31 protein-coding genes and 6 pseudogenes are annotated in these 26,029 nt (G+C 63.4%); 20 read left to right on the plus strand and 17 right to left on the minus strand.

What is annotated here, in order from left to right:
• The first annotated feature begins 133 nt into the window (after nt 1-133).
• Nucleotides 134-643, plus strand: a complete 510-nt coding sequence (locus QFZ23_RS10505; RefSeq protein WP_306922738.1) for a hypothetical protein — start codon at nt 134-136, stop codon at nt 641-643.
• Between the two features lie 172 nt (nt 644-815).
• On the opposite strand, the gene QFZ23_RS10510 is transcribed toward QFZ23_RS10505, so the two are convergent.
• Nucleotides 816-1,229 (minus strand): DUF3618 domain-containing protein, encoded by a 414-nt coding sequence (locus QFZ23_RS10510; RefSeq protein WP_306922739.1) that lies wholly within the window; start codon nt 1,227-1,229, stop codon nt 816-818.
• A complete protein-coding gene (locus tag QFZ23_RS10515) occupies nt 1,226-1,639 on the minus strand; it encodes a phage holin family protein (RefSeq protein WP_306922741.1) in 414 nt (137 codons plus the stop codon). Before QFZ23_RS10515 ends, QFZ23_RS10510 begins: the two co-directional genes overlap by 4 nt.
• A 338-nt stretch (nt 1,640-1,977) precedes the next feature.
• Here QFZ23_RS10515 and QFZ23_RS10520 point away from each other — a divergent pair, with 338 nt between their 5' ends.
• Complete coding sequence (locus QFZ23_RS10520) at nt 1,978-2,271, plus strand: DUF4235 domain-containing protein (protein ID WP_306922743.1); 294 nt, start codon at nt 1,978-1,980, stop codon at nt 2,269-2,271.
• A 27-nt stretch (nt 2,272-2,298) separates the two neighbouring features.
• Nucleotides 2,299-2,466, plus strand: coding sequence for a hypothetical protein (locus tag QFZ23_RS10525; RefSeq protein WP_306922745.1), 168 nt, complete (start codon nt 2,299-2,301; stop codon nt 2,464-2,466).
• A gap of 207 nt (nt 2,467-2,673) precedes the next feature.
• Here the strand turns inward: QFZ23_RS10525 and QFZ23_RS10530 are convergent, their stop codons facing one another.
• Entirely contained in the window at nt 2,674-3,690 is a 1,017-nt protein-coding gene (locus QFZ23_RS10530) for a hypothetical protein (RefSeq protein WP_306922746.1), read from the minus strand.
• A gap of 292 nt (nt 3,691-3,982) precedes the next feature.
• Entirely contained in the window at nt 3,983-4,186 is a 204-nt protein-coding gene (locus QFZ23_RS10535) for a cold-shock protein (protein WP_306922747.1), read from the minus strand.
• Nucleotides 4,187-4,614: 428 nt separating this feature from the next.
• Here QFZ23_RS10535 and QFZ23_RS10540 point away from each other — a divergent pair, with 428 nt between their 5' ends.
• The 6 genes and pseudogenes from QFZ23_RS10540 to QFZ23_RS10565 form a co-directional block, all read left to right on the plus strand.
• Nucleotides 4,615-4,767 (plus strand): hypothetical protein, encoded by a 153-nt coding sequence (locus QFZ23_RS10540; RefSeq protein ID WP_306922749.1) that lies wholly within the window; start codon nt 4,615-4,617, stop codon nt 4,765-4,767.
• Nucleotides 4,768-4,868: 101 nt separating this feature from the next.
• Nucleotides 4,869-5,060: pseudogene (locus QFZ23_RS23850) on the plus strand (IS30 family transposase); the annotation flags it as partial.
• A gap of 406 nt (nt 5,061-5,466) precedes the next feature.
• Nucleotides 5,467-5,940 (plus strand): DUF7793 family protein, encoded by a 474-nt coding sequence (locus QFZ23_RS10550; protein ID WP_306922751.1) that lies wholly within the window; start codon nt 5,467-5,469, stop codon nt 5,938-5,940.
• Between the two features lie 178 nt (nt 5,941-6,118).
• Nucleotides 6,119-6,439 carry a TetR/AcrR family transcriptional regulator gene (locus tag QFZ23_RS23710; protein ID WP_373427869.1) on the plus strand — a complete coding sequence of 107 codons (321 nt, stop codon included), beginning with the start codon at nt 6,119-6,121 and terminating at the stop codon, nt 6,437-6,439.
• 441 nt (nt 6,440-6,880) lie between these two features.
• Nucleotides 6,881-7,096, plus strand: a complete 216-nt coding sequence (locus QFZ23_RS10560) for a hypothetical protein (protein ID WP_306922753.1) — start codon at nt 6,881-6,883, stop codon at nt 7,094-7,096.
• A gap of 194 nt (nt 7,097-7,290) precedes the next feature.
• Nucleotides 7,291-7,413, plus strand: a pseudogene (locus tag QFZ23_RS10565) (TetR/AcrR family transcriptional regulator); the annotation flags it as partial.
• A gap of 418 nt (nt 7,414-7,831) precedes the next feature.
• On the opposite strand, the gene QFZ23_RS10570 reads toward QFZ23_RS10565, so the two are convergent.
• Nucleotides 7,832-9,013 (minus strand): hypothetical protein, encoded by a 1,182-nt coding sequence (locus QFZ23_RS10570; RefSeq protein WP_306922755.1) that lies wholly within the window; start codon nt 9,011-9,013, stop codon nt 7,832-7,834.
• A gap of 10 nt (nt 9,014-9,023) precedes the next feature.
• A complete protein-coding gene (locus QFZ23_RS10575) occupies nt 9,024-9,281 on the minus strand; it encodes a hypothetical protein (protein ID WP_306922757.1) in 258 nt (85 codons plus the stop codon).
• 297 nt (nt 9,282-9,578) lie between these two features.
• Here QFZ23_RS10575 and QFZ23_RS10580 point away from each other — a divergent pair, with 297 nt between their 5' ends.
• The 5 genes and pseudogenes from QFZ23_RS10580 to QFZ23_RS10595 all read left to right on the plus strand — a co-directional run bounded on the left by QFZ23_RS10580 (nt 9,579) and on the right by QFZ23_RS10595 (nt 11,364).
• Nucleotides 9,579-10,028, plus strand: a complete 450-nt coding sequence (locus tag QFZ23_RS10580) for a hypothetical protein (protein ID WP_306922758.1) — start codon at nt 9,579-9,581, stop codon at nt 10,026-10,028.
• Between the two features lie 102 nt (nt 10,029-10,130).
• Nucleotides 10,131-10,403 (plus strand): annotated as a pseudogene (locus QFZ23_RS23715) (SRPBCC family protein); the annotation flags it as partial.
• 26 nt (nt 10,404-10,429) lie between these two features.
• Complete coding sequence (locus QFZ23_RS10585) at nt 10,430-10,579, plus strand: hypothetical protein (protein ID WP_306922759.1); 150 nt, start codon at nt 10,430-10,432, stop codon at nt 10,577-10,579.
• 34 nt (nt 10,580-10,613) lie between these two features.
• Nucleotides 10,614-10,826, plus strand: a complete 213-nt coding sequence (locus QFZ23_RS10590; RefSeq protein ID WP_306922761.1) for a CBS domain-containing protein — start codon at nt 10,614-10,616, stop codon at nt 10,824-10,826.
• Nucleotides 10,827-11,058: 232 nt separating this feature from the next.
• Nucleotides 11,059-11,364: a DUF4193 domain-containing protein gene (locus tag QFZ23_RS10595; protein WP_306922762.1), complete on the plus strand. Its 306-nt coding sequence runs from the start codon at nt 11,059-11,061 to the stop codon at nt 11,362-11,364.
• Nucleotides 11,365-11,420: 56 nt separating this feature from the next.
• Here the strand turns inward: QFZ23_RS10595 and QFZ23_RS10600 are convergent, their stop codons facing one another.
• The 5 genes from QFZ23_RS10600 to QFZ23_RS10620 all read right to left on the minus strand — a co-directional run bounded on the left by QFZ23_RS10600 (nt 11,421) and on the right by QFZ23_RS10620 (nt 15,859).
• Nucleotides 11,421-12,182, minus strand: coding sequence for a hypothetical protein (locus QFZ23_RS10600; RefSeq protein WP_306922764.1), 762 nt, complete (start codon nt 12,180-12,182; stop codon nt 11,421-11,423).
• Between the two features lie 477 nt (nt 12,183-12,659).
• Nucleotides 12,660-13,712 carry a glycosyltransferase family 4 protein gene (locus QFZ23_RS10605; RefSeq protein WP_306922765.1) on the minus strand — a complete coding sequence of 351 codons (1,053 nt, stop codon included), beginning with the start codon at nt 13,710-13,712 and terminating at the stop codon, nt 12,660-12,662.
• Between the two features lie 263 nt (nt 13,713-13,975).
• Complete coding sequence (locus tag QFZ23_RS10610) at nt 13,976-14,281, minus strand: DUF3040 domain-containing protein (protein ID WP_306922766.1); 306 nt, start codon at nt 14,279-14,281, stop codon at nt 13,976-13,978.
• Between the two features lie 450 nt (nt 14,282-14,731).
• The gene (locus QFZ23_RS10615; protein WP_306922767.1) at nt 14,732-14,989 is read right to left on the minus strand and encodes a hypothetical protein; all 258 of its coding nucleotides are present in this window, start codon (nt 14,987-14,989) and stop codon (nt 14,732-14,734) included.
• 636 nt (nt 14,990-15,625) lie between these two features.
• Nucleotides 15,626-15,859 carry a hypothetical protein gene (locus QFZ23_RS10620; protein WP_306922769.1) on the minus strand — a complete coding sequence of 78 codons (234 nt, stop codon included), beginning with the start codon at nt 15,857-15,859 and terminating at the stop codon, nt 15,626-15,628.
• Between the two features lie 286 nt (nt 15,860-16,145).
• Between QFZ23_RS10620 and QFZ23_RS10625 the strand changes: the two genes are divergently transcribed.
• A complete protein-coding gene (locus QFZ23_RS10625) occupies nt 16,146-16,634 on the plus strand; it encodes a histone-like nucleoid-structuring protein Lsr2 (protein WP_306922771.1) in 489 nt (162 codons plus the stop codon).
• 278 nt (nt 16,635-16,912) lie between these two features.
• Here the strand turns inward: QFZ23_RS10625 and QFZ23_RS10630 are convergent.
• Nucleotides 16,913-17,392, minus strand: a pseudogene (locus QFZ23_RS10630) (IS30 family transposase); the annotation flags it as partial.
• A 236-nt stretch (nt 17,393-17,628) separates the two neighbouring features.
• Between QFZ23_RS10630 and QFZ23_RS10635 the strand changes: the two are divergent.
• Nucleotides 17,629-18,839 (plus strand): annotated as a pseudogene (locus tag QFZ23_RS10635) (IS110 family transposase).
• Here the strand turns inward: QFZ23_RS10635 and QFZ23_RS10640 are convergent.
• From QFZ23_RS10640 to QFZ23_RS10655, 4 genes are all read right to left on the minus strand, one after another.
• Nucleotides 18,827-19,138 (minus strand): hypothetical protein, encoded by a 312-nt coding sequence (locus QFZ23_RS10640; RefSeq protein WP_306922773.1) that lies wholly within the window; start codon nt 19,136-19,138, stop codon nt 18,827-18,829. The pseudogene QFZ23_RS10635 and the gene QFZ23_RS10640 sit on opposite strands and share 13 nt — an antisense overlap.
• A 52-nt stretch (nt 19,139-19,190) precedes the next feature.
• Entirely contained in the window at nt 19,191-19,547 is a 357-nt protein-coding gene (locus QFZ23_RS10645; RefSeq protein ID WP_306922774.1) for a helix-turn-helix domain-containing protein, read from the minus strand.
• Nucleotides 19,548-19,927: 380 nt separating this feature from the next.
• Nucleotides 19,928-20,137 (minus strand): hypothetical protein, encoded by a 210-nt coding sequence (locus QFZ23_RS10650; protein ID WP_306922776.1) that lies wholly within the window; start codon nt 20,135-20,137, stop codon nt 19,928-19,930.
• A gap of 25 nt (nt 20,138-20,162) precedes the next feature.
• Nucleotides 20,163-20,477 carry a hypothetical protein gene (locus tag QFZ23_RS10655; protein WP_373427870.1) on the minus strand — a complete coding sequence of 105 codons (315 nt, stop codon included), beginning with the start codon at nt 20,475-20,477 and terminating at the stop codon, nt 20,163-20,165.
• A gap of 330 nt (nt 20,478-20,807) precedes the next feature.
• On the opposite strand from QFZ23_RS10655, the gene QFZ23_RS10660 reads away from it, so the two are divergent.
• The 3 genes from QFZ23_RS10660 to QFZ23_RS10670 all read left to right on the plus strand — a co-directional run bounded on the left by QFZ23_RS10660 (nt 20,808) and on the right by QFZ23_RS10670 (nt 23,572).
• Nucleotides 20,808-22,187, plus strand: coding sequence for an FGGY-family carbohydrate kinase (locus QFZ23_RS10660; RefSeq protein ID WP_306922778.1), 1,380 nt, complete (start codon nt 20,808-20,810; stop codon nt 22,185-22,187).
• A 117-nt stretch (nt 22,188-22,304) separates the two neighbouring features.
• A complete protein-coding gene (locus QFZ23_RS10665) occupies nt 22,305-23,063 on the plus strand; it encodes an SDR family oxidoreductase (RefSeq protein ID WP_306922779.1) in 759 nt (252 codons plus the stop codon).
• Between the two features lie 56 nt (nt 23,064-23,119).
• The gene (locus QFZ23_RS10670) at nt 23,120-23,572 is read left to right on the plus strand and encodes a 6,7-dimethyl-8-ribityllumazine synthase (RefSeq protein WP_306922781.1); all 453 of its coding nucleotides are present in this window, start codon (nt 23,120-23,122) and stop codon (nt 23,570-23,572) included.
• A gap of 449 nt (nt 23,573-24,021) precedes the next feature.
• On the opposite strand, the pseudogene QFZ23_RS10675 reads toward QFZ23_RS10670, so the two are convergent.
• Nucleotides 24,022-24,273 (minus strand): annotated as a pseudogene (locus tag QFZ23_RS10675) (LLM class flavin-dependent oxidoreductase); the annotation flags it as partial.
• 193 nt (nt 24,274-24,466) lie between these two features.
• Between QFZ23_RS10675 and QFZ23_RS10680 the strand changes: the two are divergent.
• The gene (locus QFZ23_RS10680; protein ID WP_306922783.1) at nt 24,467-25,792 is read left to right on the plus strand and encodes a serine hydrolase domain-containing protein; all 1,326 of its coding nucleotides are present in this window, start codon (nt 24,467-24,469) and stop codon (nt 25,790-25,792) included.
• Nucleotides 25,793-26,029: the final 237 nt, after the last annotated feature.

Genomic DNA, 26,029 nt, shown 5'->3' on the forward strand with positions numbered 1-26,029 from the left:
GATCCCTCCCAGCCACGTCCAGTACCGCAATCGTTCGGCGCCCGCCTGCCACATCTCTGCAAAACAACACTGGTTTTGCGGAGGACCCCTTAGCTTTTGCGTTGACATCCCCACACCCCATATGGAGTAACCAGTGCGTACATCACAAGCCACCGTCCCCACCGCCCGGACCCATCATCTCCAGGAAAACCTCCGCACCCGGCTGACCAAGGGCAGGGAGTGGGCCACCCCCGGAATTGAAGCCGCCTTACATCGGGCACTGACCGGGATCGACAGCGGCCTGGAGGCCGCATCTCCGCGGATACAGGCCAGCCTGCGCACTATTGCGGACGAGCTGGCCGGCGGAGTGGACGCTGTCACTCCCCGCGTTCACGAGCGGATCACGCAGATCACCCAGAAGACCACCCCTCCCGCCCCGGACCTGAGCGCAGAGCTGACCCCCTCTGGCCGGCCATCCCGGAAGCCGTGGTTGATTGCCGGAATCGTGGCAGCCGCGGCGCTCTGCGGTGCCGCACTCCGGCGCACCCTGCGCCCAGGCGGGGAACCGCCTGTCTCGGAAGCCTCTGTCGAGCCTGCACCGGACCCGGCACCTGTCAGCGGAATGATCCCCAACGATCCTGCCGCCACCTCGTCCACTACCTAGGCGGACCACCTCATTCCCGCCGGCACGGACCTGGAGGGACGGGCGCAACGTCCCGCCAGATCTTCGACGCCACTTACCAAGCACCAATCCCAGTAGAACCGCAAGAGCACCGGTGACTCACCGGCGTTCTTAGGGCCATCGCCGGTGCCGTTCTGGGCCTATTGGCCGCCGATCACTGGGAAGGTCTTGAGGACCGCGTGCAGGCGCGCCATATCAGGGGGACGATTACCGCTGCTGCAATACCGGACGCGGCCACCATCAGCTGCGTCCGTTGCGTACCGTCCTTGGGAACGTTCTCTGATGCTTTGCGCGATATTTCGCTGAGCCGCCCGCTTGCCAAGGCCGCGGTGTCCGTCACCTGCTTTCGGGCAGCGGCAGCGGCGCTGCCGGCGCGTGCCTTGACGGCATCAGCCTTGTTCCTGGCCTGCGCCTTGAAGTCAAGCTTGGCTGCCAGGGCTTCCACGGTGTCCCCCAGCTCCTCGCGGGTACGCTCGATATCACGCTGAATCTCCTCAGGTCCGGCATCCTTCGGTGGTTCCGGGCTCGGGGGTGCGGCCGGGTTCTGGGGTGTGATCGGAGTGCTCATGCGTGTCTGTGCTCCTTGACTTCGTTGATATCGCGCTTCACGTTCTTAACCGTCGCCTCCGGTGCCGGGGGGCCCACCTGGTTGACTTCCTTCTTCCCGACCAGTGCCGCGATGCCTGCTGCAATCAACAGCACGACGGAAACGATTAGGGCGCTTAGCCAGGCCGGCAGGAGCAGGGACAGGGCCAGGATGATCGTGGTGATCAGGGCCGCGGCGCCGAAAAAGGCCAGAAACCCTGCCGCGCCGAAAAGCCCGGCACCCCGTCCGGCGTGCCTGCCCTTTTCCTTGAGTTCGGCCTGGGCGAGGCGCAGCTCATCGCGGACCAGCCGGGAGGTCTGTTGCGAGAGTTGGGTGAGCAGCTCCGCCACCGGCTGCTCTTTCGCGTCGTTGGATTTCGCGGGATCGTCCATCAGATCTCCTCTAATCGATCATTACTCCCGGCCCCCCGGGGTTCCCGAAGAGCTCTCGGCTCCATTCAGCCACTCCGGTCAGTCGAGCCCGTTTCCTTCGAACGACGGGGCAACCGCCGGCTAGGTCGCGGCTACACGTTCTTGGCGCTCCTCCGGTGCACACGTTTGCAGCAGCACACCTGCTTAGCCCGAATCTAACGCTGAATTCCGGCCATGTCACCCTTTCTCGGGAATCCCTCATCTATCCAGACTGGGCCGGGTACGGGTTACGCCTGATGCCCCCGCGGAGTAGCTTTGAAAACACCGGCAGGAAGCTCCAGTACCTCTTGGAGGACACCGTGTCCCAGAAACAGACCAGCAAGTCAGCGAAAATCCTCTACCGCCCCGTCGGTCTAATATCCGGTCTGGTCGGCGGGCTCATTGCAGCTCAGGTGTACAGACAGGTGTGGAAACGGGTCTCTCCCAGTGACCGGGACGAAGCCCCCAAAGCCCTCAGCACCGGGTACCCGCTGAAGGAAATCCTCATTTCCAGCGTCATTCAGGGCGCGATCTACGCCCTCGTCAAGGCAATCATCGATCGGGGAGGCGCACGCCTCTTCGAGCGGATGACAGGCGAATGGCCAGGCGACTAATAACTGAACCAAAACGCCCGACAGGGCGTGAAAGCGGATGATGCACCGGACCCGCTACTCATGCCTTACTCGGTCTTCCGGACCGGTCTTCGGGTCGGCTTTGCGCCGGGCGTCCTGCTGGTGCTGTTCAAGCTTCATTTCGGCGTCCCGGTGCCGCCGGCCACGGTCCACTGCTTCTGGGCGGGCACCGGATAATTGAGAACTGTTCCTGGTGGGGTCCGGTGCACGCACTCTCTCTCCTGGCGATCACGAGCCTGGGCCGTGCCTGTAAAGGCCGTAAACGCTGGAGCAACCGCTGGAAGGCCGCCCTAAACGCTTTCGAGATCACCTTCGACGGACATCTGTCCGCTGGCGGGAATTAGAACAAGAAACACGGACATTTCCTGCGTTTGGGACCTGCGGTCATGTGAGTGGGCTGATCAGAGTCCATCCGGGGTCGTGGGTGTGGGTCACTTCGACATCGGGCCGGGTTCCCGCGAAGCGGTCCATGGTGTCCCGGCCGTTCTGGTCTTCAGGGTCGGTGTAGTAGTGCAGGACACGCCGGCCATTTGATGTCTGGGTAGCGACCAGCAGGCCCCGGGTCCAAGGGCTGCTGCCAGGTCCTCTTCGAGCCAGTGCAGGTCTATCGCTTCGTCGTAGTCCGGTAGCCCGTCGGGCGAGTCTGCGGGTAACCGACTTCGAGGGCTGTGTGCAGGTCCAGCAGAGGGTGGTCGATCCACCGGAGAGGACGCAAGGCTCTGATGATCGTGCGCGGTCTGTTCCGGCGTCCTTCAGTGGCCAGCCGATGCGCGCGTGCCGGGCCGTCATGGCGTTGATGATCTCGGGAAGGTCTGTTGCCGGCAGGCTGTCCGGGGGTTCGGTCTCGGCGGCGTTGATGGTGCCGATCCATCCCTGGACGTGGTCTTCTCCGAGCAGCCAATCCAGCAGCAGGCAGGAGAGCTGGTACTGGTAGCCGGGGCTCAGCGCGGTGAAGGCCGGGTGGTGGAGGCTGACGTGGGCCCGGGCCCGTTCCTCGTCCAGGGTCACTGAAACCCGGGCCAGGCCAAGATTGATCGGCTTCCCGGCAGCTTCGATGGTGACGGCGAGCATGCCGGGTTGCGGCTGCCTGGCTCCGGCGAATTCCCACATCGGCGTCGACGGCGGAGCGGCCCGCCGCCACCGTTCGGCCAGGACCCGCAGTCCCGGGTCCCCACCGCCTGAGACGCAGAACTGGTGCCGTGCACGCACGCCCGGTCCGGTCTCCCAGCCGAGCCCCGGGCCGATTGCCTTGACCATGCCATCGAGCATGTCCGGAAGGTCCCGGTAGTCACCTGTCGTGACGGCGCCGCTGAGGAGCCCGACGCCTTCTGCTGACCACCACCGCCAGAACGCGGAAATGGCGCGCGTCTGAACCGTGGCGTTCTGTCGTTGAATGCTCACTGGGGCCTCCTGCCGTCCCGGCCACAGAAGTGGCAGCTCGCCGCGGCTTTGGGCTCCACCCAGTCCCCGATGGACTACCTGACAGGACCGGCCGTCTGGACGGGATTCGCGGCCTCCCTCGACCAGATGTCCAAAGCCTGCCAGCGTCTGCCTAGGAAATAACGGGGTTTCCCGGTCCTTCCCAAACCCCCTGCCCCGCAAAAGAGCGCCCCAATGAATCCTCACTGGATGCAGTCGCGACCCTGGAGGCGTTGGTGATCGTACAGTCCCGTCCGATCAGCGGCGCGGGAGGTTACAGCGGGTTGATGTTCTCCGCTTGGGGGCCCTTCTGACCCTGAACTACGTCGAACTGGACCTTTTGGTTCTCCTCCAGGGAGCGGTATCCGCTGGACGCGATCGCCGAGTAATGGGCAAAGACATCTGCTGATCCGTCATCAGGGGCGATGAAACCAAAGCCTTTTTCCGTGTTGAACCATTTCACAGTACCTGTCGCCATGCCCGCTGCCCCTTTGGGAAGTCATCATCTCACCGCACACACCGTAGTGGCGGCGGAGGCGGAAGTCCTCCTCCGCTGGTGTCCAACCTAGGGCCCACCGCTCCCCTGACACAAGAGTCAACAGCGGCGGGATTCTTAGGACCGACGACGGAGCTGGGTGCCGGCTGGCATGGGGACACCAGCGGCCGTCCGCCGCCGGCCGCTTCCAATTTTACGCCGCGACCAAGGTGCAGAACTGGTTCGTCTCCTGGAACAGCCGCGGCTGCTCTTCCCCGGCAAAAACATCCCCGGGACAGGGGCCAGCCGCGCCGCCGGAAAGGCAGACTACGAACCAGAGGACTGCATCGTAGGTTTCCGGCAGGCCCTGAACGGTGGCAGATCCTCCGGCTCCTGGACGCAGCAGAGGTGGGCGCGCAGAGCCTGCTCGGATGCCCGGGGTTCTGGGACAGGTGCCGGAGCAGCGCCAGACGTATGCCAGGATCGAGGTCCGGCTGAGCGAGGATCCCGCCGATCAGCTGCTTGAGCTGAAACTGCAGAAGCCCGCCCGGTCCTGCGAGCCAGGGCCGCCACTGCGGGCGTAGCGGCGTACCACTGCTGAGGGGCAGCCGTTGGACCGTCCGCGCCAGCAGCGTCGCCGGTCATCTCGACGTCCACGGGAACCCACCTCCTTTTGTCTGTCCTGACTGGCAGCACTCTCCGCGAGTACTTCCCGAAAAGCACCGACCTGTCCTTCCACGGACCCGGAATCCTGGAAAGCGTCGCCGCGGAACTCAACCGCCGGCCACGCAAACGACACGGCTACCGAACGCCCGCAGAAGTCCTCACCGAGCTAGTCTCGAACCCAACAAATAAATCCGGTGTTGCAAGCACCACTTGCATCCGCCACTCCGTGACTCAATGGTCCGAGGCAACGATGCCCAAGCAGGGAGACAACGGTGGTGGCTGGCACGTTCGAAATCATCCAAGATGGCGAGGGGACACTCCTTTTTCGGCTGACTGCAGCAGATGGAACAGTCGTGGCCGTCTCACCGAGGTTCACGACTATTAAGGAAGTCGTGGACGGCATTGAGGCTGTGTGTAAAACGCTGCAGCGGGGTTTGTTGTGGATCGTTCCTCCTGTACCGCTGATCCAGACCAGGGCTGCTCCTCCCGCACTGATAGCCAGTTGCTCGACGAGCCACCGTTTTCGATATAGCCTGACGGGAAACCCAGCCGCCACGTGGCCGGGACGATCCAGCCGGCGGCGATGCTGCAGGTGACGCAATGACTTGGGGGAGTCAATGACAACAGTTCAGCCTCTCACCGAAAACCGGGTGCCGCTTCCGGAGCCCACAATCCTGTCCCGGACTCCTCCCAAAGCCCGGACCAGGCTCTCGCCGGATCTGCTTCTTACCGAGAGCTACTCAGACTTCTCCGTCGACCGCGTAAGTCCGGGAGTAGCCCGGATCATCCTGCGGCCCAACACCCGCATCACCGACGATGACTGTATCCGGACAGGTGCAGAACTGCTGGCGCTCACCGGAGGAAAGCCCGGAGCCGTGCTGCTACAGGTCAGCGGCGTCGGCTCCGTCAGTCGGACAGCAATCAGCCTTTATTGTGAAGCAGCCGCCGTCACGGCGTTCGCCATCCTCGGCAGTACACCGGTCGACCGCGTCATCGCCCACACCCTTCTGCGACTGGCGCCACCCAAGTGCCCAACCGAATACTTCACGGATGAAGAAGAAGCCCTCATCTGGCTCCGAACCACCCCGTGACCCTCGACGAACTCCCTGATGTGGACTGGACGTCGGTTCCCAGCACAGCCCGGTACAGAGGACACCACCGCCAACCCGGCATGATCCGAGCGGCATTGAGTATCTCAACCTGAGTCAGGACCACAGAGACGGCGGCGTGATCCAGAACCACCTCTGCTGGGCATAGGATGCTCGTATCATGGACCGTTCATCCAACCACTCATTGGCCGGATCCGCGGTAGCGACCACGGCTTGGCCCGGGCCCGCGGAGCGGATCCTGCAGGTGGCCCTCGAGCTGTTTTCACGCCGGGGGATCCGGGACGTCTGCGTCGATGAACTGATCGCCCTATACGGTGTGGCCAAGTCGACCTTCTACCGCCACTTCGGTTCCAAGGACGCAGGACGTCTGCCTTGGTCGGCCCACGTCGCGTCCCTCTGTCCGAGCCCTGGCCAGCCGCGGGCCGGGCGGGCGCGCATTCCTTCTGCTTGGCCTCATAATCCCCGTGACCGCACCGGCTGACAGTAATAGCAATGACAGTAGTTTTCCCCAACCCCCGTTAGCCGCCTGACAGCTCCATGCGGCTTTTCCGACCATCGGGCGCGCCGTAACCCGGACTTCTGCCGGCAAGGGGCATGGTTCCCGCCGGGCCAGGCGCTACAGGGGGGTGCATTTGCCGGGCCCGGCAGACTGGTCGAGGAGTCACCGTTTCGGCCAGTTGTCCGATCCTTTCGCCGTCCCCAAGGAAATACCCGACGAACCCTATGAAGCCAATGCCCCCACACATCAGGTACCCCCACACATCGGCCCTCCACCAGGGTCAATCCGCTCCACGTTTGCCCTACCCGTTCCTTCCATGACCCCCTCATCTCTCTTTCCCAAACCATTCGTTGGACGTAAGCTGGGCGCGATCCACCCGCCGGTAGTGGCGCCGTGCATGCCAAGCCCAGGAAGGCAACATCAATGGAGATGGACATCAGAGGGAACTGGGACAGGCTCAGCCCCTCCACGCAGCAATGGCTCACTGAGAACCCAGGATCCGCGATCCTGCCGCGCACGATCGTCGCCCGTATCTGCAAGGAAATCGACAAACCGGCAGACCGGGACCTGCACGGCGGCTCGCTGTTGTCACAGGAGGACCGTGACTTCATTCTGGACAAAGCCCGCCACACCACCTGAGCAGGGCCAGAGCACCGCGGACCGAAGACTTCCGTACCGTGACCGGTGCGCGGGGCTTGGCACGTCGATCCGCTGCCGGGCCATCCATCGGGGCCCGGCTTGGTGTTACGGAACATATCCTTAATAGCGCGTACGAACTGTTCTCCCGGGGCAGTATCCGGAATGTGGGCGTCAAGAGCTGAGCTGTCCGGGCTGGCAAGTCGACCTTCTACCGGCACTTCCCGTCTAAGGACGACCTGGTCCTGGCAGTTGAGGGCACTTCGGCACCTAGGTTGGTACGGGGAAGTCGTTCACTACGGGACGTCTCGCAACCCTAGGGATATGAGACGTCTCAGCCCTTCGCTGAGGGCGGTCGTGACTCCGCTGGTGAGATCGCTCTAGGCGTGCCGAGGTAAAACGAACTTGATTTTTCCGGAGTGGTCCGGCGATAGACGGGACCAGTTCATGGTAGAAAGAACAAACCATGAACACGGGGGACGTTGTGATGGAGCCGGTTAGATTTATTGATCCGTTTGAGGTTGAGGAACCGGCTTCGGTGGCGCTTGTCCCAAAACCAGCCCCCGCCCCTGGTCCTCCCGCCGGACCACCGGCGGCCCTTCTCTTTTCTTCCCAGGGCCGTGAACGTGAAGTGCAACGGCTCATCCCCGGGAACGTCCAAGCCGTCCGCAATGCGCGATGAGACTGCGGAGGGCTTCGGGCGCGATGCGCTCAATGTGGGGGAGGTCCGCCGGGATTTTAGAAGGCGGGGGCAGACTGGGTTCCATGGTCCAAGGGAAATCGAAATGTCCACCCAATGCCGCGAAACCCAACGGGACCGGTTCGGAAGCGGCCGGGCAGGTCGAAGGCTCCTTGAAACGTGACCTGATCGAGGAAGCGCTGACGAGGCTGGACCGGGAACAGCGTGAGGTACTGGTGGCGCTGCATTATCGCAAGATCCCGGTAAGCGAACTGGCCGTGCACCTGAACATCCCAACCGACACGGTAAATACCTGTGCGCTCTCCGCGCTGAGGGCCATCCACAAATTCCTCAAGGACAGCCCCCAGCAATAGCTGGCCGCGGGCATGCAGCTGGTCAGCTGCTGCTTCGGCTTTGATGGCCCGGACCCTGTAGTTGCTCTTGTCGTGCCCGCCGGGCCCGCTGAACGAGCTGGCGGGCGGACTCCTGTCATGAGCGGACGGGGACCTTCCCGATGACCAGGGTGCCAGCACTACGGCTGCGTCCACGTCCAAGACCCTGTCGGTGATGACCAGGTTGTCCCCTGCGATGACCAGGACGCTGCCTTGGGCTGCCGCCTGCTCCAGCCATTGGGCATCGTCTGGCTTCATCGGGTCAAGCTGTTCGGAATAGATGGTTTCCCCGCCAATATCCAGAGTGATAAACCCGGTCCTGGTCGCGGTCAGGCGGCAGCTTGCCGCCACATCGGCTGCCTGTTCCAGGATGGCGGTGTAATCCGGGCTCAGGGCCAACTGGAAGCCGTGGGAGAGCAGCATCGACACCAGGGCGGAGGTCAGTTCCCCGCCCGGTTCACGGAAGGATACGACCGGGACCAGCGTGTACGCCAGGGCCGGGACAACGATCCCGGGATTGCCGGCGCCGGCCGTTTGTGTGAGGACCAGCCGGGCTGCGAGAGGCGTCAGATCCGCCGGTCTCCACGGCGCCGTGTGCACGGTCAGACCCGGTGCGCTGCAGTGCCGGTGGCAGACGTAGTCACGGAACGTGACGTACTCCGTCCCGTCCGGTGCGGTGCTTTCGGTGATGTCCACGCTCAGTGACAGCGGTTCGTTGGGCTGCAGCGGGTGCCGGCAAACAGGGCACGTGGTGGCGATGGCTGCGGCCGTGCTCACGTAGTGCGTGGTGTCCCTGCCGTTGAAGGATTCCAGACGGCTGTCCCAGGCGACATTGCGTGTGACAGGCATGCGAGCGAGGCTACCTGCGTGTCGCACCCCCGGACCCTGCCCACACTTGCCACTGCCGGGCCGGGGCGTCGTCCGCACCGTTTTCCGGTTCAGCTTTATGCCGGGCGTTCCGCTGGTGCTGTTCAAGTTTCTTTTCGGCGTCCCGGCGCCTGCGGCCGACGGCCCGCAGTTGCCGGGCGGACAGTGTTCCGTGATTACCTGCGTGCACTGCGCGGGCGTGTCCTGCGCCGCCCGGGGACGGCGCACCCTGCAGCGGGCTCTCGTTCATGCATGGATCCTCCCATAACCCTGGCGAGGGAGAAGGGTGACAGGGGTCCAGGCACCACGGCCCTTGTTTTCCCGTCCCACAAACCCATCTGACAGACCCCGGCGGCCTGATTATCGGTAACGGTTGAGACAGTCGCGCGCCTGGCTAGCGGAGAGATCCAGGCCAGCCGATCCGATGGCCTGTACGGGGCCGGTCCCAGCGGCAGATGCTTGCCCCGGTCGCAGATCCGGGGCTAGCCTGAACCGGGAGTAAGGCTCCAGCAGACGGGCGGAACCTCCCTTTCAAAGGAAGCAGTCGATGTCGACCATCTCCTATCCACACCTCCCGGCCGGCGCGCATCAGCCGGACGGAGAGGACCTGCAGTGTCCGGAGTGCCACACCGACAGGCACCTGATCATCCACTCCATCGAGGAATGGACAACCGGTACGCCGGGAAAGGTTGATGTCACTTACACCTGCGCCGCATGCGGTCAGTACTACCGCCACCCGGCCACCTTCCCGCAGACCGCCGCGGTGCTGAACCGGCCCGGGCCGCGTCATGCTGCGGAGGTACTGCAGTTCGGATCCGAATACATTCACTGCGGCGAACCGATGCACGCCGCCGGCTCCGAACTGCGCAGCGTCTACGCCCCGGTGACCACCGAGCAGGTGCGGACAGAGCAGACCTCCCAAGGAGCGCTGGAGGTCTATCTCCATACACGGGTCCTGCGCTGCGCCTGCGGCTTCCAAATGGAGCTGCCCCAATAAGCACCCGACCCGGGTGGCGGTGGCGGACACGCCCATCGGACCCGGGCCCAATTCCCGCCAACGTCCGCTTCTGGCAGCCCGCCCCTTCATCAGGAGGAGAGCATGCAAACAGTCGAAGAAACCATTGACGTCGAGGTCCCGGTGCGCACCGCGTATGACCAGTGGACACAGTTCGAGTCTTTCCCCAATTTCATGTCAGGGGTGGACTCGGTCAGCCAGCTTACCGACCGGACGAATCACTGGGTGGTGAACATCGGCGGGGTGAAACGGGAATTCGATACCGAAATCATCGAACAACGCCCCGATGAGCGGATTGCCTGGCGCAGCACCGACGGTGAGTCGCACGCCGGCGCCGTGGCCTTCACACAGCTAAAGACCGGGATGACACGGTGTGGGTCCGGTTGGAACGGGCACCGGACACCTTCACCGAGAAGGCCGGGGCCGCGCTGGGGTTCGACAACATGCAGGTCAGGGCGGACCTGGGCCGCTTCAAGGACTTCATCGAAGCCAGAGGCACCGAAACCGGCGCCTGGCGCGGAGAGGTCTACTAGAACCAACCCACCCAACAGGACAGAGGAGCATACGATGACCACCGCACGCGAGATCATGACCGGCGGCGCTGAATGCGTCGGCGAAAACGAAACCCTGGAACAGGCTGCACGGAAAATGAAGGACCTGGACGTCGGATCCCTGCCGATCTGCGGGCACCACCTGGTGGGGATGCTCAGCCAGGCCGACATCGCCCGGAATTACCCCGAGGACCGCGTCGGGGAACTCGTCGCCTTCATCTCCTACTAACAACCCACTCGACGGCGAGACTCTGAAGGTGATCAGGGGCGGAAGGGGTTTTTATCGTGTCCCGGCTGGGCGGGCTGTCGAGTGTGTCCAGGTGGGGCATGACGCGTGAGCGATGAAGCAACACCAGGTCCGAAGTTCACGTCCGCTGCATGGACCGGCAAGGCCACAGCCAGCACCGTGTGGTGCTGACGCCGCAGGCGGCGGACTTCAGGCCCGGAATGAAGGAGGTTCGATGGCAACTACTGATTATGATGCCCCTCGCCGAAGCGAGGAGGACGCTGCTTCCGAGTCTTTGGAGGGGCTGGACCCAACACGTGCGGTGACAGCGCAGCCCTCGTCCATTGACGTGGATGAAAGCGACACGGCCGAAGGGATCGAACTCCCAGGTGCTGATCTTTCCGGTGAAGAGCTCAATATTGTCGTCGTTCCGGTCAGGGCCGATGAGTTTACGTGCGGATCCTGCTTTTTGGTCCATCACCGTTCACAGCTGGCCAGGGAAGCCAACGGCCTGAAGTTCTGCCGGGAATGCGAGGGATAGGGGCGGTAGGGGGAGAGCGGCCACTGGCAGATGAGCCGGAAGTGGTTCCTCTTGTCTCAGTGCCCCTCGAAGAGTGGGACGGTGCCGATCACCAGCGTTCCCTGCCGGGCGGCGCCGTGGATATCGAGGATTGCCTCGGTGATATCCAGGTTGTCTCCGCTGATGACAAGGATGTAGGCCGCGGTGCGTGCTGCCTGGAGCCAGGGCGCGTCATGGGGATTGTCCGGGTCAAGCTCGAGCTGGTCACGGTAAAGGATTTCCCCATCAATGCTGAACAGTAGGACGCCCTCGGGTGTCACCGTGAAGCTGCAGCCTGCGGCCACCGGGCCAGCATGGTCCAGGAGGTCGTCGTATTCCGCGCTCATCGCCAGCTGAAAACCATGCGAGAGCAGGAGGGTGACCAGCGCTGAGGTCCGCTCCCCGCCGTTTTCCCGGAAGGTTACGACGGGGACCAGGGTGTAGGCGAGCACCGGGACCACTCTTATCCGACCGGCACCGGATGCCTGGGTGAGGATGACCCTCGCGGCCAGAGGGGAGAGCTCTTCGAGATGCCAGGCAACGTGCTTGACGGTCAGTGCCGGCCCGCTGCACCGGCGGTGGCAGACGTTGTCGATGAAGGTGAAGTATTCGGTCCCGTCCGGGGCGGTGCTTTGCGTGATGTTCACCAACAAGGAGAGCGGCTCATCGGGCTTCAACGGTTCCCGGCAGGCGGCGCAGGTCTTGGCCAGGTCCGCTGCCGTGAGCACGTAGTGTGCCGTGTCAGGGCCCTTAAAAGATTCGAGGCGGCCGTCCCAGGCAACATTGCGTGTGACTGGCATGACAATGAGTCTAGTCACGCCCCCTCCCTCGGACGCGGGAACAGAGGCAAATAGTGCCATGATTCCTGAAGGGACCGGCGGCAGGGTGAGCATCCCCGTGAGGGTGGCTACTGCCTTGCCGATGCCGCGGTTCTTCGCACCTCACCTGGGCCCGGATGTCAGCTCAAAGGCTTTGGCCCGCTTGCCCTCCCGGTGGTAGTGCCCGTAGGTTGTGGGATGCGGACGAGGGTGTCCGCCCTGCCGAGGATCAGGATGCCGGCCCGGGCCGCACGGACGACGGTACGGAGGACAGAGCATCCCGCGGGGCTGAACCGATAGAAACCCGAGCAGATAGAAATTTGATTCGCCGTGGAGGGCCCTCCTTCATATGCCCTTGTCCGTGCGCCTTCTGACCGGCGTTCCGGCCAACGCAGGGGAGAAGCGTCCACATGTATGAATGCCTCATGATCGGGACTGGTTCTCGTCCTCGAGCTCGACTTAGGAACGTCTGATTGCCGGCATGGCCGTACGGGGAGCACCAGTGAGGGTCTCCTTATAGAGCTGAAGGTGTTCAAAGGTCATTCGTTCGGCGCTGAAGCGTGTTTCGGTGGCGTGGCGGCAGATGCGCCGGTCCAGGGTTCCGGCGTCGTGCAGGGCGAGAACGAGTTCGTGGATTCCGGAGCGCAGGAAGCCGGTTGCGCCGTCGTCGATGATTTCCGGGGCCGAGCCCTGGGGAGTGGCGATGACGGGGGTCCCGGCGGCGAGGGCCTCGATCATGACCATGCCGAACGGTTCGGGCCATTGAATAGGATTCAGCAGGGCCACGGCGTCTCCCAGCAGGGCGTATTTGTCCTGGGTGTTCAGCTCGCCGAGATACTCCACGTCGGGCCCGAGCAGTGGCGCGATGACGGCGCGGAAATACTCGTGTTCGTCCCGGCTGGTCATTTTCGCCCCAATCCGCAGCGGCATCTCTGCCAGCCGTGCGGCCTCGATGGCCTGGAGCAGGCCCTTGTCCGGATTCATCCGGCCCAGAAAGCACGCGTAGCCGCCCCCGCCGCTTCCGACCGGTACCTCGGCGGCGTCGATGCCGTGGTGGATGACACCGCTGATCCTTAGTTCCGGGGCGGCGCTGGCCTGGTGGTGTGAGATGGCGATGAGAGATGCGTCGGCGGTTATCGCCTGATAGACCCGGCCCAGCTCGCCGGTGAGAGGTCCGTGCGCTGTGGTCATGATGGGTGCCTGGTTCGGCCGGTGCCGGTACAGCGGCCCGGCGAGGGTGTGGTCGTGGACCAGGTCGACGCCGTCCATCCCTTCGTAGGCGGACACAATGTGCCGGAGCTCATCTGATCCCGTCCCGACTCTGGCCAGGTCTGCAACGAAGTCCCCTGGAAGTTGGGGGACCGGGCAGGTGCTGCCTGCCGCTGCGGCGAGCAGGACCTCGTGTCCAGCAGCGGTCAGACCTCGGGCCAGTGAGTCAACTATGGCCTCGATGCCGCCATAGGCCGGCGGAGGCACGGGTATCCAGGGCGGAGCGATCAGACCTATGCGCATCCTGGCCCTCCCGTGGGCAAACACAGGGCGGCCCTTGCCCCGCTGGTGCTCGGGTCGTGAAGCTCAACGACAGATTGCTGGCCCGCTGGGTTGGTCATGCCTCAATGTAGAGGCCGGCTGGGCGGCCGCACAACCCGTGGCCCCCGGGCTCCGTGCCCAGATGGAACGCGAGCTCGGGCACCCCCGGAACTGTGATCTCAGCGTCAGAACCCGCAGTTGGGCCCGCGCCGGGGAGGACGAGCCCGGCCGTGAAGAGCGCTTTTTCAGTTTCGCGTTTCATGGCTGCCCCCCGGACCTGTCCCGCGCGGGCAGAGGCCGCTGAGGAACCCGTGAGCGCCTGCAACCATCAGCAGGAAGCCGATGGCACCGAGGACCGTCAGCCGCGTGATACTCCCCGCGATGATCACTGCGAGACCGGCTAAAGCGGCCAGGACACCGTAGACAATACGTGCCGCCGCCCTGCTGCGGGACAATCCGGCCTTCAGTTCCCTGTCCAGATCCGGATCGGTGGCGGTCAGTTCCTGTTCCAGCTCTTCAAGGCGCCTGCGCTCTTCATCCGACAGCGCCATAGGAACCTTCCTGCTCACGGAGGTACGGCCGGGAGCCAAAGGACTGGGAATACCACGCCGTTTTCCACACCCTGAGCGCCGGCGGCACGGGACGTACCGTGCATTCATTATCTGTCTGTTCCCGGACCCGATCCATAACCCCTCCCCGCGGGAGGGCGGGGACAGGAAGGAATCCGACCCTGGAGGCAAAGGGCAAGCCCACCTTACACGGCCAGCTCGTAAAACGTGTGGTGACCGGCCCCGATCAAACGCGGGGCACCTGCCCCGATCGCTCCGATCTGCGTCCAGCGTCTGCAGTGGGGAGGAACAATTCGGCTCTTCCCCCGTTTCGTGGTTGGCGCACCATTCAGGAATGGAAACTGCCCCAGTGAGGGGTGGGGAATAGATTCTGCCCGGGTCTTGCTTTTGACTGGCTCGCGTCCGGGTGGGCGTCTGCTCTCAAAGGTAGGCTTACGGTGTCCCGGGGTAGCTGGCAAGGATGTAGTCGGCCGCGGCGGGACCGGCCATTTCGAGCCGGACGTGATAAATATCGATGCCCAAGCGGCGCATGGCGGCCCGGAAGGCGATGTCGGACACCGGACCGATCCGGTGGAGCAGGCACCAGCTGGTGTACAGGCCGTAGAGGCAGTCCGGCCCAAGCGGGTGGTCCGACTCGGGATCGGGGATGGTGGCTTCATCGAGGAACCGTTGAAAGTGCGAGATCATCATGGTCACTTCTTTCTCGGCGTGCATCCGGTTTTGCCGCCACACTGCTCCAGCGGCCGCCTTGGCGGCCGTGCGCAAAGGCAGGGAAGGGTTCCCGCCTGGACGGGGTACCGGGTTCCGTTCCTGAATTTACGGAGTTCACCCTCACCTGTCCAGATCTCCGGCACCTGAGGGCGTTGCCGGATACAACCGATGGGCACAGCGCGAGACCGCTCCCGGACACTGGAAGGCACATGTGGGCCTGTGTCAATCCCTGATCCCGCCTAAATGCGGCGCAGGCCGGCGGCGGTCCCGAGACGAGCCGTACCCCATGCCTACAGGCACACCGGCCCGTCGCCGGTCCTCAACCTGGCTCTGCGGCTTCTAGCCAGCTTCATTGCCTAAGCACACTTTGTGAGCTGCCCGAGCGCGGGACGACTTGGAAAAGGTACGGGCCTGCATGGGCTGGTTGGAGGAAGCGCGGCGTAAAAAGCAGCTCGGCGAGCTCGCAGCCCTGAGACCCGTCCCCTGCGCGGACACCACCGACACAGGCCTGCACAGCTGATCCCGGCAGCAGTCCGACCTGAGACTGGCCGCGGGGTCTGGCATGGCAGGCAGGCCGTGGTCTGGGTCACAGCCCCGCCGCGCCTGGGCCCAGCATCAAGAACCGGTGTTGCCCGGAGCATCCGGGGTGGCGTTGGCCTTGACTGCGATAAAGGCGCGGTCCTCCGGAGTCAGCACCATCTGCCCGTGTTGGTCACAATCAATGTTTCCGCCCCCAGCGCTGCTGATCTTCGCCGACATCGTCCACGGCAGGATCTGGCATCCGGGATTGTCCGTGAGCCAGTTCTTCGTCGTGGAATCCAGCCTGTCCCACAACTCACTGATACACACCTGTCAACGCCGCCTTCCCCTGGACTCCGCAGGACGGGCCGGATACCGCCTCTTACCGGATGTCGCCCACGCTACCCCGGTGAGCGCGAACGACAGAGACCGCCATGCTAAGCCCAAGCACCGCCGTGAGGGAAAAATGCCTCAAAGACAACGCTCAGCGTCAGCGTTTCATCACTGACCTGAGCACTTGCCCCGCCTGGAGGTCCGGGCAGGTCGCATGCCGAGGCTGCACGCACTGCGGCTTGGAAAAATGCCACGTGTATCGTGCCGAGGGGAGTAGGAGACGATGCGGGCAGCAGTAGTCTTTACTGATGGCAAAAAGACAGTGGTGCTGCTCGAGGATGATCTCGACGGTTCTGCGGCAGTCGAGACAGTTTCCTTCGCGATCGACGGCGTTGAGTGCGAGATTGATCTGAATGAAGCTCATGCAAATGAGCTCCGCGACGCGATGAAGCGATACCTTTCAGCCGCTCGTAAGTCCGCTGGCCGGGGCAGTCAGCGTAGATCTGTCGGCGATACGGGCACTAAGGCCGTTCGGGAGTGGGCCAAACAGAACGGTATCCAGGTCAGTAGCCGCGGGCGCATTCCCGCTGACGTGATGGATAAATACAAAGCCGCTCATTTAACCTCACTCGGGACGACAGAGACCACCGGTTCACCCACCACTGTTCATCGCCAGCAGCGGCATCGTCTTCTTGGAGGAGAGCCAGAAAGTTCAGTCCCAACTCGCGGTCCGAACGGCCCCCGCAGGTGGAGAACATCCCACCCCGTGTGACGGCGGTCCCCGAAGCGGCTAGGTGCCTTCTCCGGGCTGGATTGCGTCAAAGAACCGGTGCTCTCGGTCACCGGCAACGTCTCCATCGCGACCTGAGACGGGAGTCCCACTTCCGGGGAAGTGGCCAGGGGTCTGGGATCTGCAGGAGCCCGATAACGGGGTGGTGGGCACATTGCGTGTGCTTCAGCATTACCGTGGCCGGCATGAAGCGGTCCCCGGGTCGCGGGGACCGGGGACCGCTGTCTGGGGGAGGGGTGCCTCCGCCCTGATGGGCGAATTCAAGTGGTGCCTGCAACACCGGATTTAGTTGATGGGTTCGAGACTAGCTCGGCGAGGACTTCTGCTGGCGTTCGGTAGCCGTGTCGTTTGCGTGGCCGGCGGTTGAGTTCCGCGGCGACGTTCTCGAGGATTCCGGGCCCGTGGAAGGACAGGTCGGTGCTTTTCGGGAAGTACTCGCGGAGGAGCCCGTTGGTGTTTTCGTTGCTGCCGCGCTGCCAGGGCGAATGTGGGTCGCAGAAGTAGATCGGCATGCCGGTTGCCATTGTGATCTCCTGATGCAGGAACATCTCCGCTCCTTGATCCCAGGTCGTCGAACGGCGCAGCTGCTCGGGCAAGGTCTTCATCGCGGTGATCATGGCGTCGGCGAGGGTGCGGGCGGTGTGGTCCTCAGGCAGATGCAGCAACATCACGTATCCCGTGGTGCGTTCGATGAGGGTCCCGATCGCGGACTTCGATGCCGTCGAACCGATGATTAAATCCCTTCCTTACGTTTTTGTTGTGGGTGATTTCGGGGCTGTCGTAGTGTTTCGATCACCCTCGGGTGGCGGGTATGGCACAAGTCTCCCTGCCGCTTGGACGGCTCACTGGGAATGGCCGCCCGCTGCCCGCCGATGACTCGACCGCTGATTGAGAATTACGACATTGATCGTTGGGTAAGGACGTGCCGGCGTAGTTATCGACAGGGCCACGAAAAGTTGAAGCTGATCGAAGGGGGATAAGCATGCCGGCGGTTTGGGTGGGAATCGACTCGGGCAAGCGGGCTCATCATTGCGTGGTGATCGATCAGGCCGGGAAGGTCCTGCTCTCGATGAGGGTTGAAAACGACGAGGGCGTGCTCCTCGAGTTAATCGCAAAGGTCGTCGAGATCGCGGCCGGTGGCGATGTCTGTTGGGCCACGGACCTGAACGCCGGCGGCGCCGCGCTGCTGATCGAGCTATTGGCAGCGCATGAACAGAAGCTGCTTTATATCCCCGGACGGATCGTGCACCACGCCGCAGCAACATACCGCGGCGACGGCAAGACCGACGCGAAGGACGCCAGGATCATCGCGGACCAGGCGCGGAGGATGCGCACCGACCTCCAACCCGTCCGTGGTGGAGACCAGATCAGCGTGGACCTGCGGCTCCTGACCGCCCGTCGCAACGATCTGATCTGCGACCGTGTCAGGGCAATTAACAGGCTCCGTGCCACCTTGTTGGAGTACTTCCCTGCGCTCGAGCGGGCGTTCGATTACTCGAAGAAGGCGCCCCTCATCCTTCTCGGTCGCTACCAGACCCCCGAGAGTATCCGGCGGACAGGTCTAACCCGGCTCGCCGGCTGGCTGAAGAAACACGGCTGCCGGAACAGTGCCAAGATGGCCGAGAAGGCCCTAGTAGCCGCGAACTCCCAGCACACCGTCCTGCCAACACAGACCACAGGCTCAGCCCTGGTCGCCCGGCTGACCGCACAAATCAACACTCTCGATGCAGAGATCGACGACGTCGATGCCCAGATCACCGACCTGTTCCGGCAGCACGAAAGCGCCGATGTTCTGCTGAGCATGCCGGGTTTCGGGCCCGTGCTTGCGGCGACTTTCCTCGCCAACATCGGTGGCAATCTGGAGGCGTTCGACTCTGTCGACCGGCTCGCCAGCGTCGCAGGCCTGTCTCCCGTCCCACGTGATTCCGGACGAATCAGCGGTAACCTGCACCGGCCGCGTCGCTTCAACCGCAGACTCCTGCGAACCTGTTACCTCGCAGCCCTCTCCAGCCTCAAAAACAGCCCGGCCTCAAGAATCTACTACGACCGGAAGCGCGGAGAAGGAAGTCCCATAAACAGGCCCTCATCGCCCTCGCCCGCCGCCGCATCAATGTCCTCTGGGCCATGCTCCGTGACCACACCCTCTACCAGGAGACAATGCCAAGCAGCAGAGCTCAGGCGGCTTGACAGAAACATTGAGATTCCCAATGGCCGGGAACGGCGCGGTCCTCGACCTCGGCCGGCCGGTCAGAGATCATCACCATCTCCCGGAACCGCTGCGGGCGAGGACCCTCCGGTCTTTGCGGGCGCCGACTCACCCGTCCGGACCGCAGCGCCGTCGCAACTTCCAGGCGCAAGGATCCGCGGCCCTGGACGTAGAGGGTCTGATAGATCGTTTCGTGTGACACCTGCATCTCCGGATTCTCCGGATGCTCCACCTTCAGTCGGCCAGCGACCTGTTCCGGGCTGAACCGGTCGGTGAGCATCGTGGTGACCTGTTCCCGTAACGCTAACCCGTCCAACTTCCGCGGCTTCGGCCTACGGGCACGGAGCCCACGTCTGCTCCTGCGCGAGCGATGGCGAATACCTATCACCGACCCGATTCCTTGCGACCTCCCGGCTGATCGTCGACGGAGCCCGGCCCAGAACGGCGGCAATACGACGCACTCCAAGGCCTTGGGCGAGCTGGAAACCGATCTCTTCCCGCTCACGCAACGACAAAAGCCCTGCACGGGGCACAGTGAAATCCGGAACCGGCGATGGCAACACCTTCTGATGGTCGCTCAACCACCGGTACGCGGTCGGACGCGACACCCCGGCGGCCTGCGCCGCTAAGGCTACCGACAGCCCGGCATCCAGCCCTTCCCAGAACGCTAAACGAACACCCACGACCACGGTCTGCCCATCGACGACACCCCACAGAATTCAGGGTGTTGCACTCACCACCTGAACTCGCCCATCGTTAGTTACGAGACAGGTGACGCCGGCGCTCGAAGGAGCTCATCGGCGCCCCGCCGTTTCGACGCGATGACCTTGAGGGGCGACGGTCTATTCAGGCATGAGCCCCACGAACGCCCAAGCGAAGGTGCCTGCATTTCTCCTCGCAGATCGGACCACGGGTTGACAGGATGCAGTGAATGTACCCGTCCCATTTGGGCTCAAAGGTTAAAGTTCCGGGCAGTGCGCCGACCCGGGGCATCTTGGTGACGGCCCGGGCCAAGGCGACTTTCACCGGCGGGGCAAGCCCCGCCGGCAACCCGGCAGCGACCCGCGGGTCAGGCGCCGTCATCAAGACCTTCCAGCGCCTCGACTTCCACTGCATCCAGCAGCTCTGCCGTGCTGGGCCCGGTGGCCCGGGCCAGCTCATCGAGGGCGATAAACCTGGCCCGGGCCAAGGCGATGACCAGCTCCGCCAGGTACCCGGCACCGTTGCGCTGCGCGTCAGTGTCAGCGCGGCCAGCCGCATCGTCGTAGATCAGTCCCATGGGCCCACGCTACGCAAGGGCTGGATCAGTTGTCAGCGATGGATTCCAGCAGCCACTGCTCCGACAGCGGATCGCGGCGCAGCTCGAAGGTCCGCAGCGCCGACGTTGAGGACCCGAGGCGTACCTGCACGCGCCAACGTTCGATGTCCACGACGTTCCCGACACCGACCGGTGCGCTGCGCCGGGTCGGCCACCAGGAGTCCCGGTCGAACCAGTGCACTGGTTCCGCTGCCACGACCCACACCCGCCCGTCGTAGCGGACGGCCAGGGGAATACCGGTGGCGGTGAACCGGACATCCACCGGGGCGTCCAGCGTTGTTTCATTCAGTGTTGCTGTCACGGTTAGTCCGCTCTCCCAAGTTTCTGTTCATTATTGCCCCCAACCATGGACAGCCGAAGTGGGTGCGGTGCATAGTCGCGTTTGAGGAACCCTCACCGGGCACTGGTTCTTTATTTTGCCTGGTAGAGCGGCCGACCGTAGGGATAGTCCACCCATAGCCCGGTGCCTTCTTCTGGGCATGCCAGGTCGGCGCCGTTTCGCGTGGACCAGTAGTCCGCAGGGAAGCGGGCTCCCTGAAGAACGGCGTTCAAATCGACGCCGTTCTCCTCGCGTCCGTCGGCGAATCGCGCGTCATACCGAATGCTGCGGTAACGACTCTTCAACCAGCAGGTGCTGCGGGACACCCAGTGCCTGCCGCAGGAAATCGCGGGAATAGCCGTCTCCAGCGCCTTGCCGTCCATGGTGCTGGTCGATGACCAGGGGCGTCCGGTGGCCCCTGCCATGAATCTCATGGACCGTCGCGCCCTGGAAGAAGTTACCGTCATCAGGAACGTCGTGGGGGAGTCCGTCATCGAGGACGTGACGGCCAACCGCATCGAGGACCATCCCAACCTGGTCAACCTTTTCTGGTATCAGCGCAACAAACCGCAGATCTATGACAAGGTCTACAAAGCCCTCACCATCGACGGCTTCACTGTGTCCCGGCTCACCGGCGAGTTCACCCTCAACACAAGCTCGGCCGTTTTCTACGGGGTCGCCTTCGACATCCGAAAAGGCGTCTTCCACGACGACATCCTGGAAAAGCTCCACATTGACCCGAACATCCTGCCCCGCCTCTGCGACAGCACCGACGTGGTGGGAAGCATCACGGCCGAGGCTGCCGGCGCCACCGGCCTCCACGCCGGCACTCGCGTCGTTGGAGGACAGGTCGACTGCAACGCGGGCTGGATCGCCGGCGGAGCGGTCGAAGCCGGGGACATGCAGCTGAACCTCGGGACCAGCGGCGTCCTCGGCGTCGTGCACCAGAACATGGACTACCTCAGCTCCCCGGACGGTCTCCGGATGGTGAACATCCCGTACACCACCTCGCCCCGGGACACGTTTTCTGCCGTCGCAGTCACGACCACCGGCGGGCAGGCCCTGCGGTACCTCCGCGACACCTTCGGCGAGGGCGAGGCCGACGTTGAACGGCTCCTCAAGGTCAGCTCCTACGACCTGATCACCCTCCAGGCCCGCGACGTCCCGCCTGGCAGCGAAGGGTTGCTGGTGCTGCCCTACCTGATGGGTGAGCGTTCTCCTATTTGGGATACGTCAGCCCGCGCCGTCATGTTCGGCCTCTCACTGCATCATCACCGAGGCCACGTTTTCCGGGCTTTCATGGAAGGCGTCGCATACGCGCTCTTTGACTCGTTCTCGGTTTTGCAGCGAACGGGACTGAAGATCAACCACCCTCTCATCTTCAACGAGGGTGGGGCGAAAAGCGAAGTCTGGCGCCGGATCATCACGGACGTTTTCGGCATCCCGACGGCAATGCTCAAGGGCCGCACCGGGGCGCCCCTCGGGGACGCCATCCTGGCCGGCGTGGGCGTCGGAGTATTCGATGACTTCAGTGTCGCCAAGGAATGGTGCACCTATAGGGAGCACCTTGAGCCCGATCAGCAGAACCACGACATGTACATGGAGTACTTCCAGCTGTACAAAAACATCTACGCCAACGTGCAGGGCAACTTCCAAGACCTCCAATCAATCGTCCGCCGCCACCAAAACTGACCGGAACCGACACGTCTTCGCCCTGCTGCCAGTGACCAGTCCCTCCCGGACCGACAAGGTCCCTCGCAAACACCGTCCCGCCGGGACACATCCGCCCCCTTCAACGAGGAGAACACAGTGAGTGCCCCAAAGTTCACGCTGGAAAACAAGACCGCCGTCGTCACAGGAGCAAGCAGCGGCATCGGCCGGGCCATTGCCGTGGCCATCGCTGAACTGGGAGCCGCAGTAGGCTGCGTCGACCTGCCCGGCAGCGACCTGGAAGGCGTCACCGCCGAGATCAAGAACTCCGGGGGTCGCGCCGCGTACTTCGCGGCCGACGTCACCCAGTCCCAGGACATGATCAACGCCGTAACCAGCATTGAACAGGAACTGGGAGCCATCTCCCTGGCAGTCAACGCCGCAGGCATCGCTAACGCAGCCCCCGCAGAAGACATGCCGCTTGCACAATGGCAGAAGGTTCTGGACGTCGACCTGACCGGGGTGTTCCTGTCTTGCCAGGCAGAAGGCAACGCCATGCTCCGCAACGGCGGCGGATCCATCGTTAACATCGCCTCGATGTCCGCCACCATCGCCAATAGAGGACTGCTCCAAGCCCACTACAACACCGCCAAAGCAGGTGTCGTCCACCTGGGCAAGAGCCTCGCCTGGGAGTGGGCCTCCCGCGGCATCCGCGTCAGCCCGGGCTACACCAACACGCCCATGACCAAGCGCCCCGAACAGGCCAGCGCCATGGCCGGCTACGCACAAGACACCCCTCTGGGCAGAAACGCCGAACCCGAAGACATCGCCGGACCCGTGGCATTCCTCCTCAGCGACGCAGCAGCATTTGTGACAGGAGTTGACCTGCTGGTCGATGGCGGATTCGTCATCTGGTGAGTCTTGCGTCAGCTCGAAAGAAACCTCCAACGACCTCCCAAAGAAAGGAACACACCTTGTCACCTCCTGCCACTTCCTCCTTCCGGGTAGCGATCGTTAGTGCCCGATGGCATGCCGACATCGTTGATCATGCGGTCGACAGCTTCCAGACGCGACTCAAGGAACTCGGCATCGTCAACGTGGATGTCCGCCAAGTGCCCGGGGCCTTCGAAATTCCTCTACTCGTCCGACGGCTCGCAGCGTCCGGTCAGTACGACGGTATCGCCACCTCTGCCCTGGTGGTTGACGGAGGTATTTATCGCCACGAATTTGTCGCACAAAGCGTCGTGGACGCCCTCATGAGAGTGCAGTTGGAAACGGACGTACCAGTATTCTCCGGGGTCCTAACTCCTCACCATTTCCACGAGCACGAAGAGCACCGCAGCCAGTTTTCCCAGCATTTCGTGACCAAGGGGAAGGAGCGGGCAGACGCTCTCGCCTCAACTCTCACAACATTGGCGTCCCTCTAGGTCCAACCAGACCTGGTGGATGAGCTCCCTGGAGCTCCAGCCCTGCTTCGTGGCGTCACTGCAGGTACGAGATCAACCGTCACCGGCCCCGGCGGCGCCCCAACTCATCCAGTTATCACTCTGCCCCTGGTGGGAATGACCGGTTCCGGCAACAGGCTCTGAGCGCAGGCATGTGGCAACAACTAGTTAAGCGGGACGTTTCTGACTGAATTGTTATGGTCGAAAGCGAGCCTCGCCCCTCTGGCCAGATCGGCCAGAGGGCATCAGGCACTACAGATCTGCCCCTTCTAATCGGAGCTTGAGGTAACGCCGATAATCGGGATTCCGTAACCCTGACCGCTACCAGCGGGTTGGTCAGCCAGCATTGGTCCACTGTGCTCACATCGCCCTTCACCGCAGATGTGCCACCGCTTATGGCACAGGCAAATTGGGTCCAGCCCTCTGGGCCTTGGATTGATTCGTCCCCGGCCAGCAGATCCGCGGTGGTTTTCCCAGCCCAGCGGGGTCCGCAGCCGTTGCCAGCTCGATCCGGGAGGTGCGCTGGCTGGCGGCCATCAGCGCGATGGGGGAGGAGATTTCGAACTGCAGATGGCGGTGGCGCAGCCAGGCACTGCCGAATCCAAGCCGCTCGCCAGGTTCGGTGATCTGCAAAGTGGAATGGTGACCCCCTGAGCGGGATCCTCCGGATCGAGCGGCCAGATGGGGAGGAATCAAAGCTTGCGCACCGGCCGTGAGGAGCCGGGCCGGGGCTCCCCCTAGGGCGTGGCTTTGGATACCAAGAGGTAATCGGAGATCGTCTGTTGCCTCATGTCATTAGGTCCGGGAAGGGGGTAGATCTCGGCACCCCGCTGGGGTAGGTTGAGCGCAATTATCAGCGTCGCCGGGGAGTCAACCGTGACCAGTAGCAGGCACAATCACCATTGGCATGTCCCCTCCCGCCTCCTCATCGCATTCGGCATCGCAACCGCAACTGCGTTGGCGATCTCCGGGTGCACATCCACGCCAACGCAGGCCCCGGCGTCGTCCACGGGACCGCCGTCGGGGGCCGCTTCAACTACCGGCACGACGGAGGGAGGAAAGACAGGATCGGCGACTCTGGGCGCACTGGACAAAGCCAGGGTCCAGGACACATTCCGGACTCTGGCCAAGGAGCTGCTCGTACCGGGAGCGGCCATGATGCTCCGCACCCCCCAGGGAGACGTCAGCCTCACCTACGGCGTGACGAGCGCCGGAGGGTCAACATCTGTCTCACTCGATGACCACATCCGCATCGGCTCCGTCACAAAGACGTGGACTGGGACCGTCATCCTGCAGCTCGTGCAGGAAGGCAAACTCAAGCTTGAGGATCCCGTTTCGAAGTACCGCTCTGACGTACCGAACGGCGACAACATCACCATCGAACAACTCCTGACCATGCGTAGCGGAATCTACAACTACTCGGAGTCGTACGAGCTCAGCAACGCCCTCGATACCACGCCGCAACGGGTCTGGACGCCTGAGCAACTGGTGGCCATCGCCTTGCCGTTGCCCGCATATTTCGGCCCCGGCGAAGGCTTTCACTATTCGAACACCAACACGGTTCTGCTGGGGCTCATAGCCGAGAAGCTGGAGGGCAAGGGCTTCGGGCAGATCGTGCGCGATCGGATCTTCGGACCACTCGGCCTGAAACAAACATCGCTTCCGGCGTCGGACACTTCGGGCCTTCCCAAGCCTTTCTCCCGCGGTTACATGTACATGGACAATCTCCTCACCCTGTCCACGCCCAGGCTTCCGGCGGACTTGATCGCCAAGGCACAGGACGGCTCATTGAAACCGAATGACTACACAAACGCCAACCCTTCGTGGACATGGGCTGCCGGGCAGGGCGTCTCCACGGCGGGCGACCTCATGACCTTGGCCGAGGGCCTCACCGATGGCAAGCTGCTCAACCCGGACCTTCAAAAGAAGCGGATGGACAGCCTTGCGCCGATCGACCCGGACAACCCAGACGCGGCGCTGTATGGCATGGCACTGGCCCAGTTCGGCCCGCTCTACGGACACACCGGCGAACTCCCCGGCTACAACACCTTCATGGGAAGGGATCCGCAGGACAAAGTGACCTTGGTGGTGTGGACCAACCTTGCCCCGTCACCGGACGGACGGGACCCGGCGTCGACCATCGCCAAGGCCATCATCGGGGACCTCTACGGCGCAGCGCCGACAGGCCCAGCCACGCGGTGAACCTCAGACTCGGCGTCGCCTGGCGGGCCCGAGGGCCTGGCACCCAGAGGGAAAACCAGGCAAGCCCGGCTCAACCTGGCCCTGCCTCCTCTAACGCACAGATCCCTCAGATCGGGAATCCGGTCAGTCGTTCCACGTGATCAACCAGGATGCAGCCGATCCTGCCCGGCCTCCGTTGCGGGGGAACCATCGGAAGCGGGAACCTTGGCTGAGCGACGATCCCAAAATGCATCGTCA

Origin of the sequence: Arthrobacter globiformis, assembly GCF_030818015.1 — a bacterium.
Lineage (GTDB): Bacteria > Actinomycetota > Actinomycetes > Actinomycetales > Micrococcaceae > Arthrobacter > Arthrobacter globiformis_C.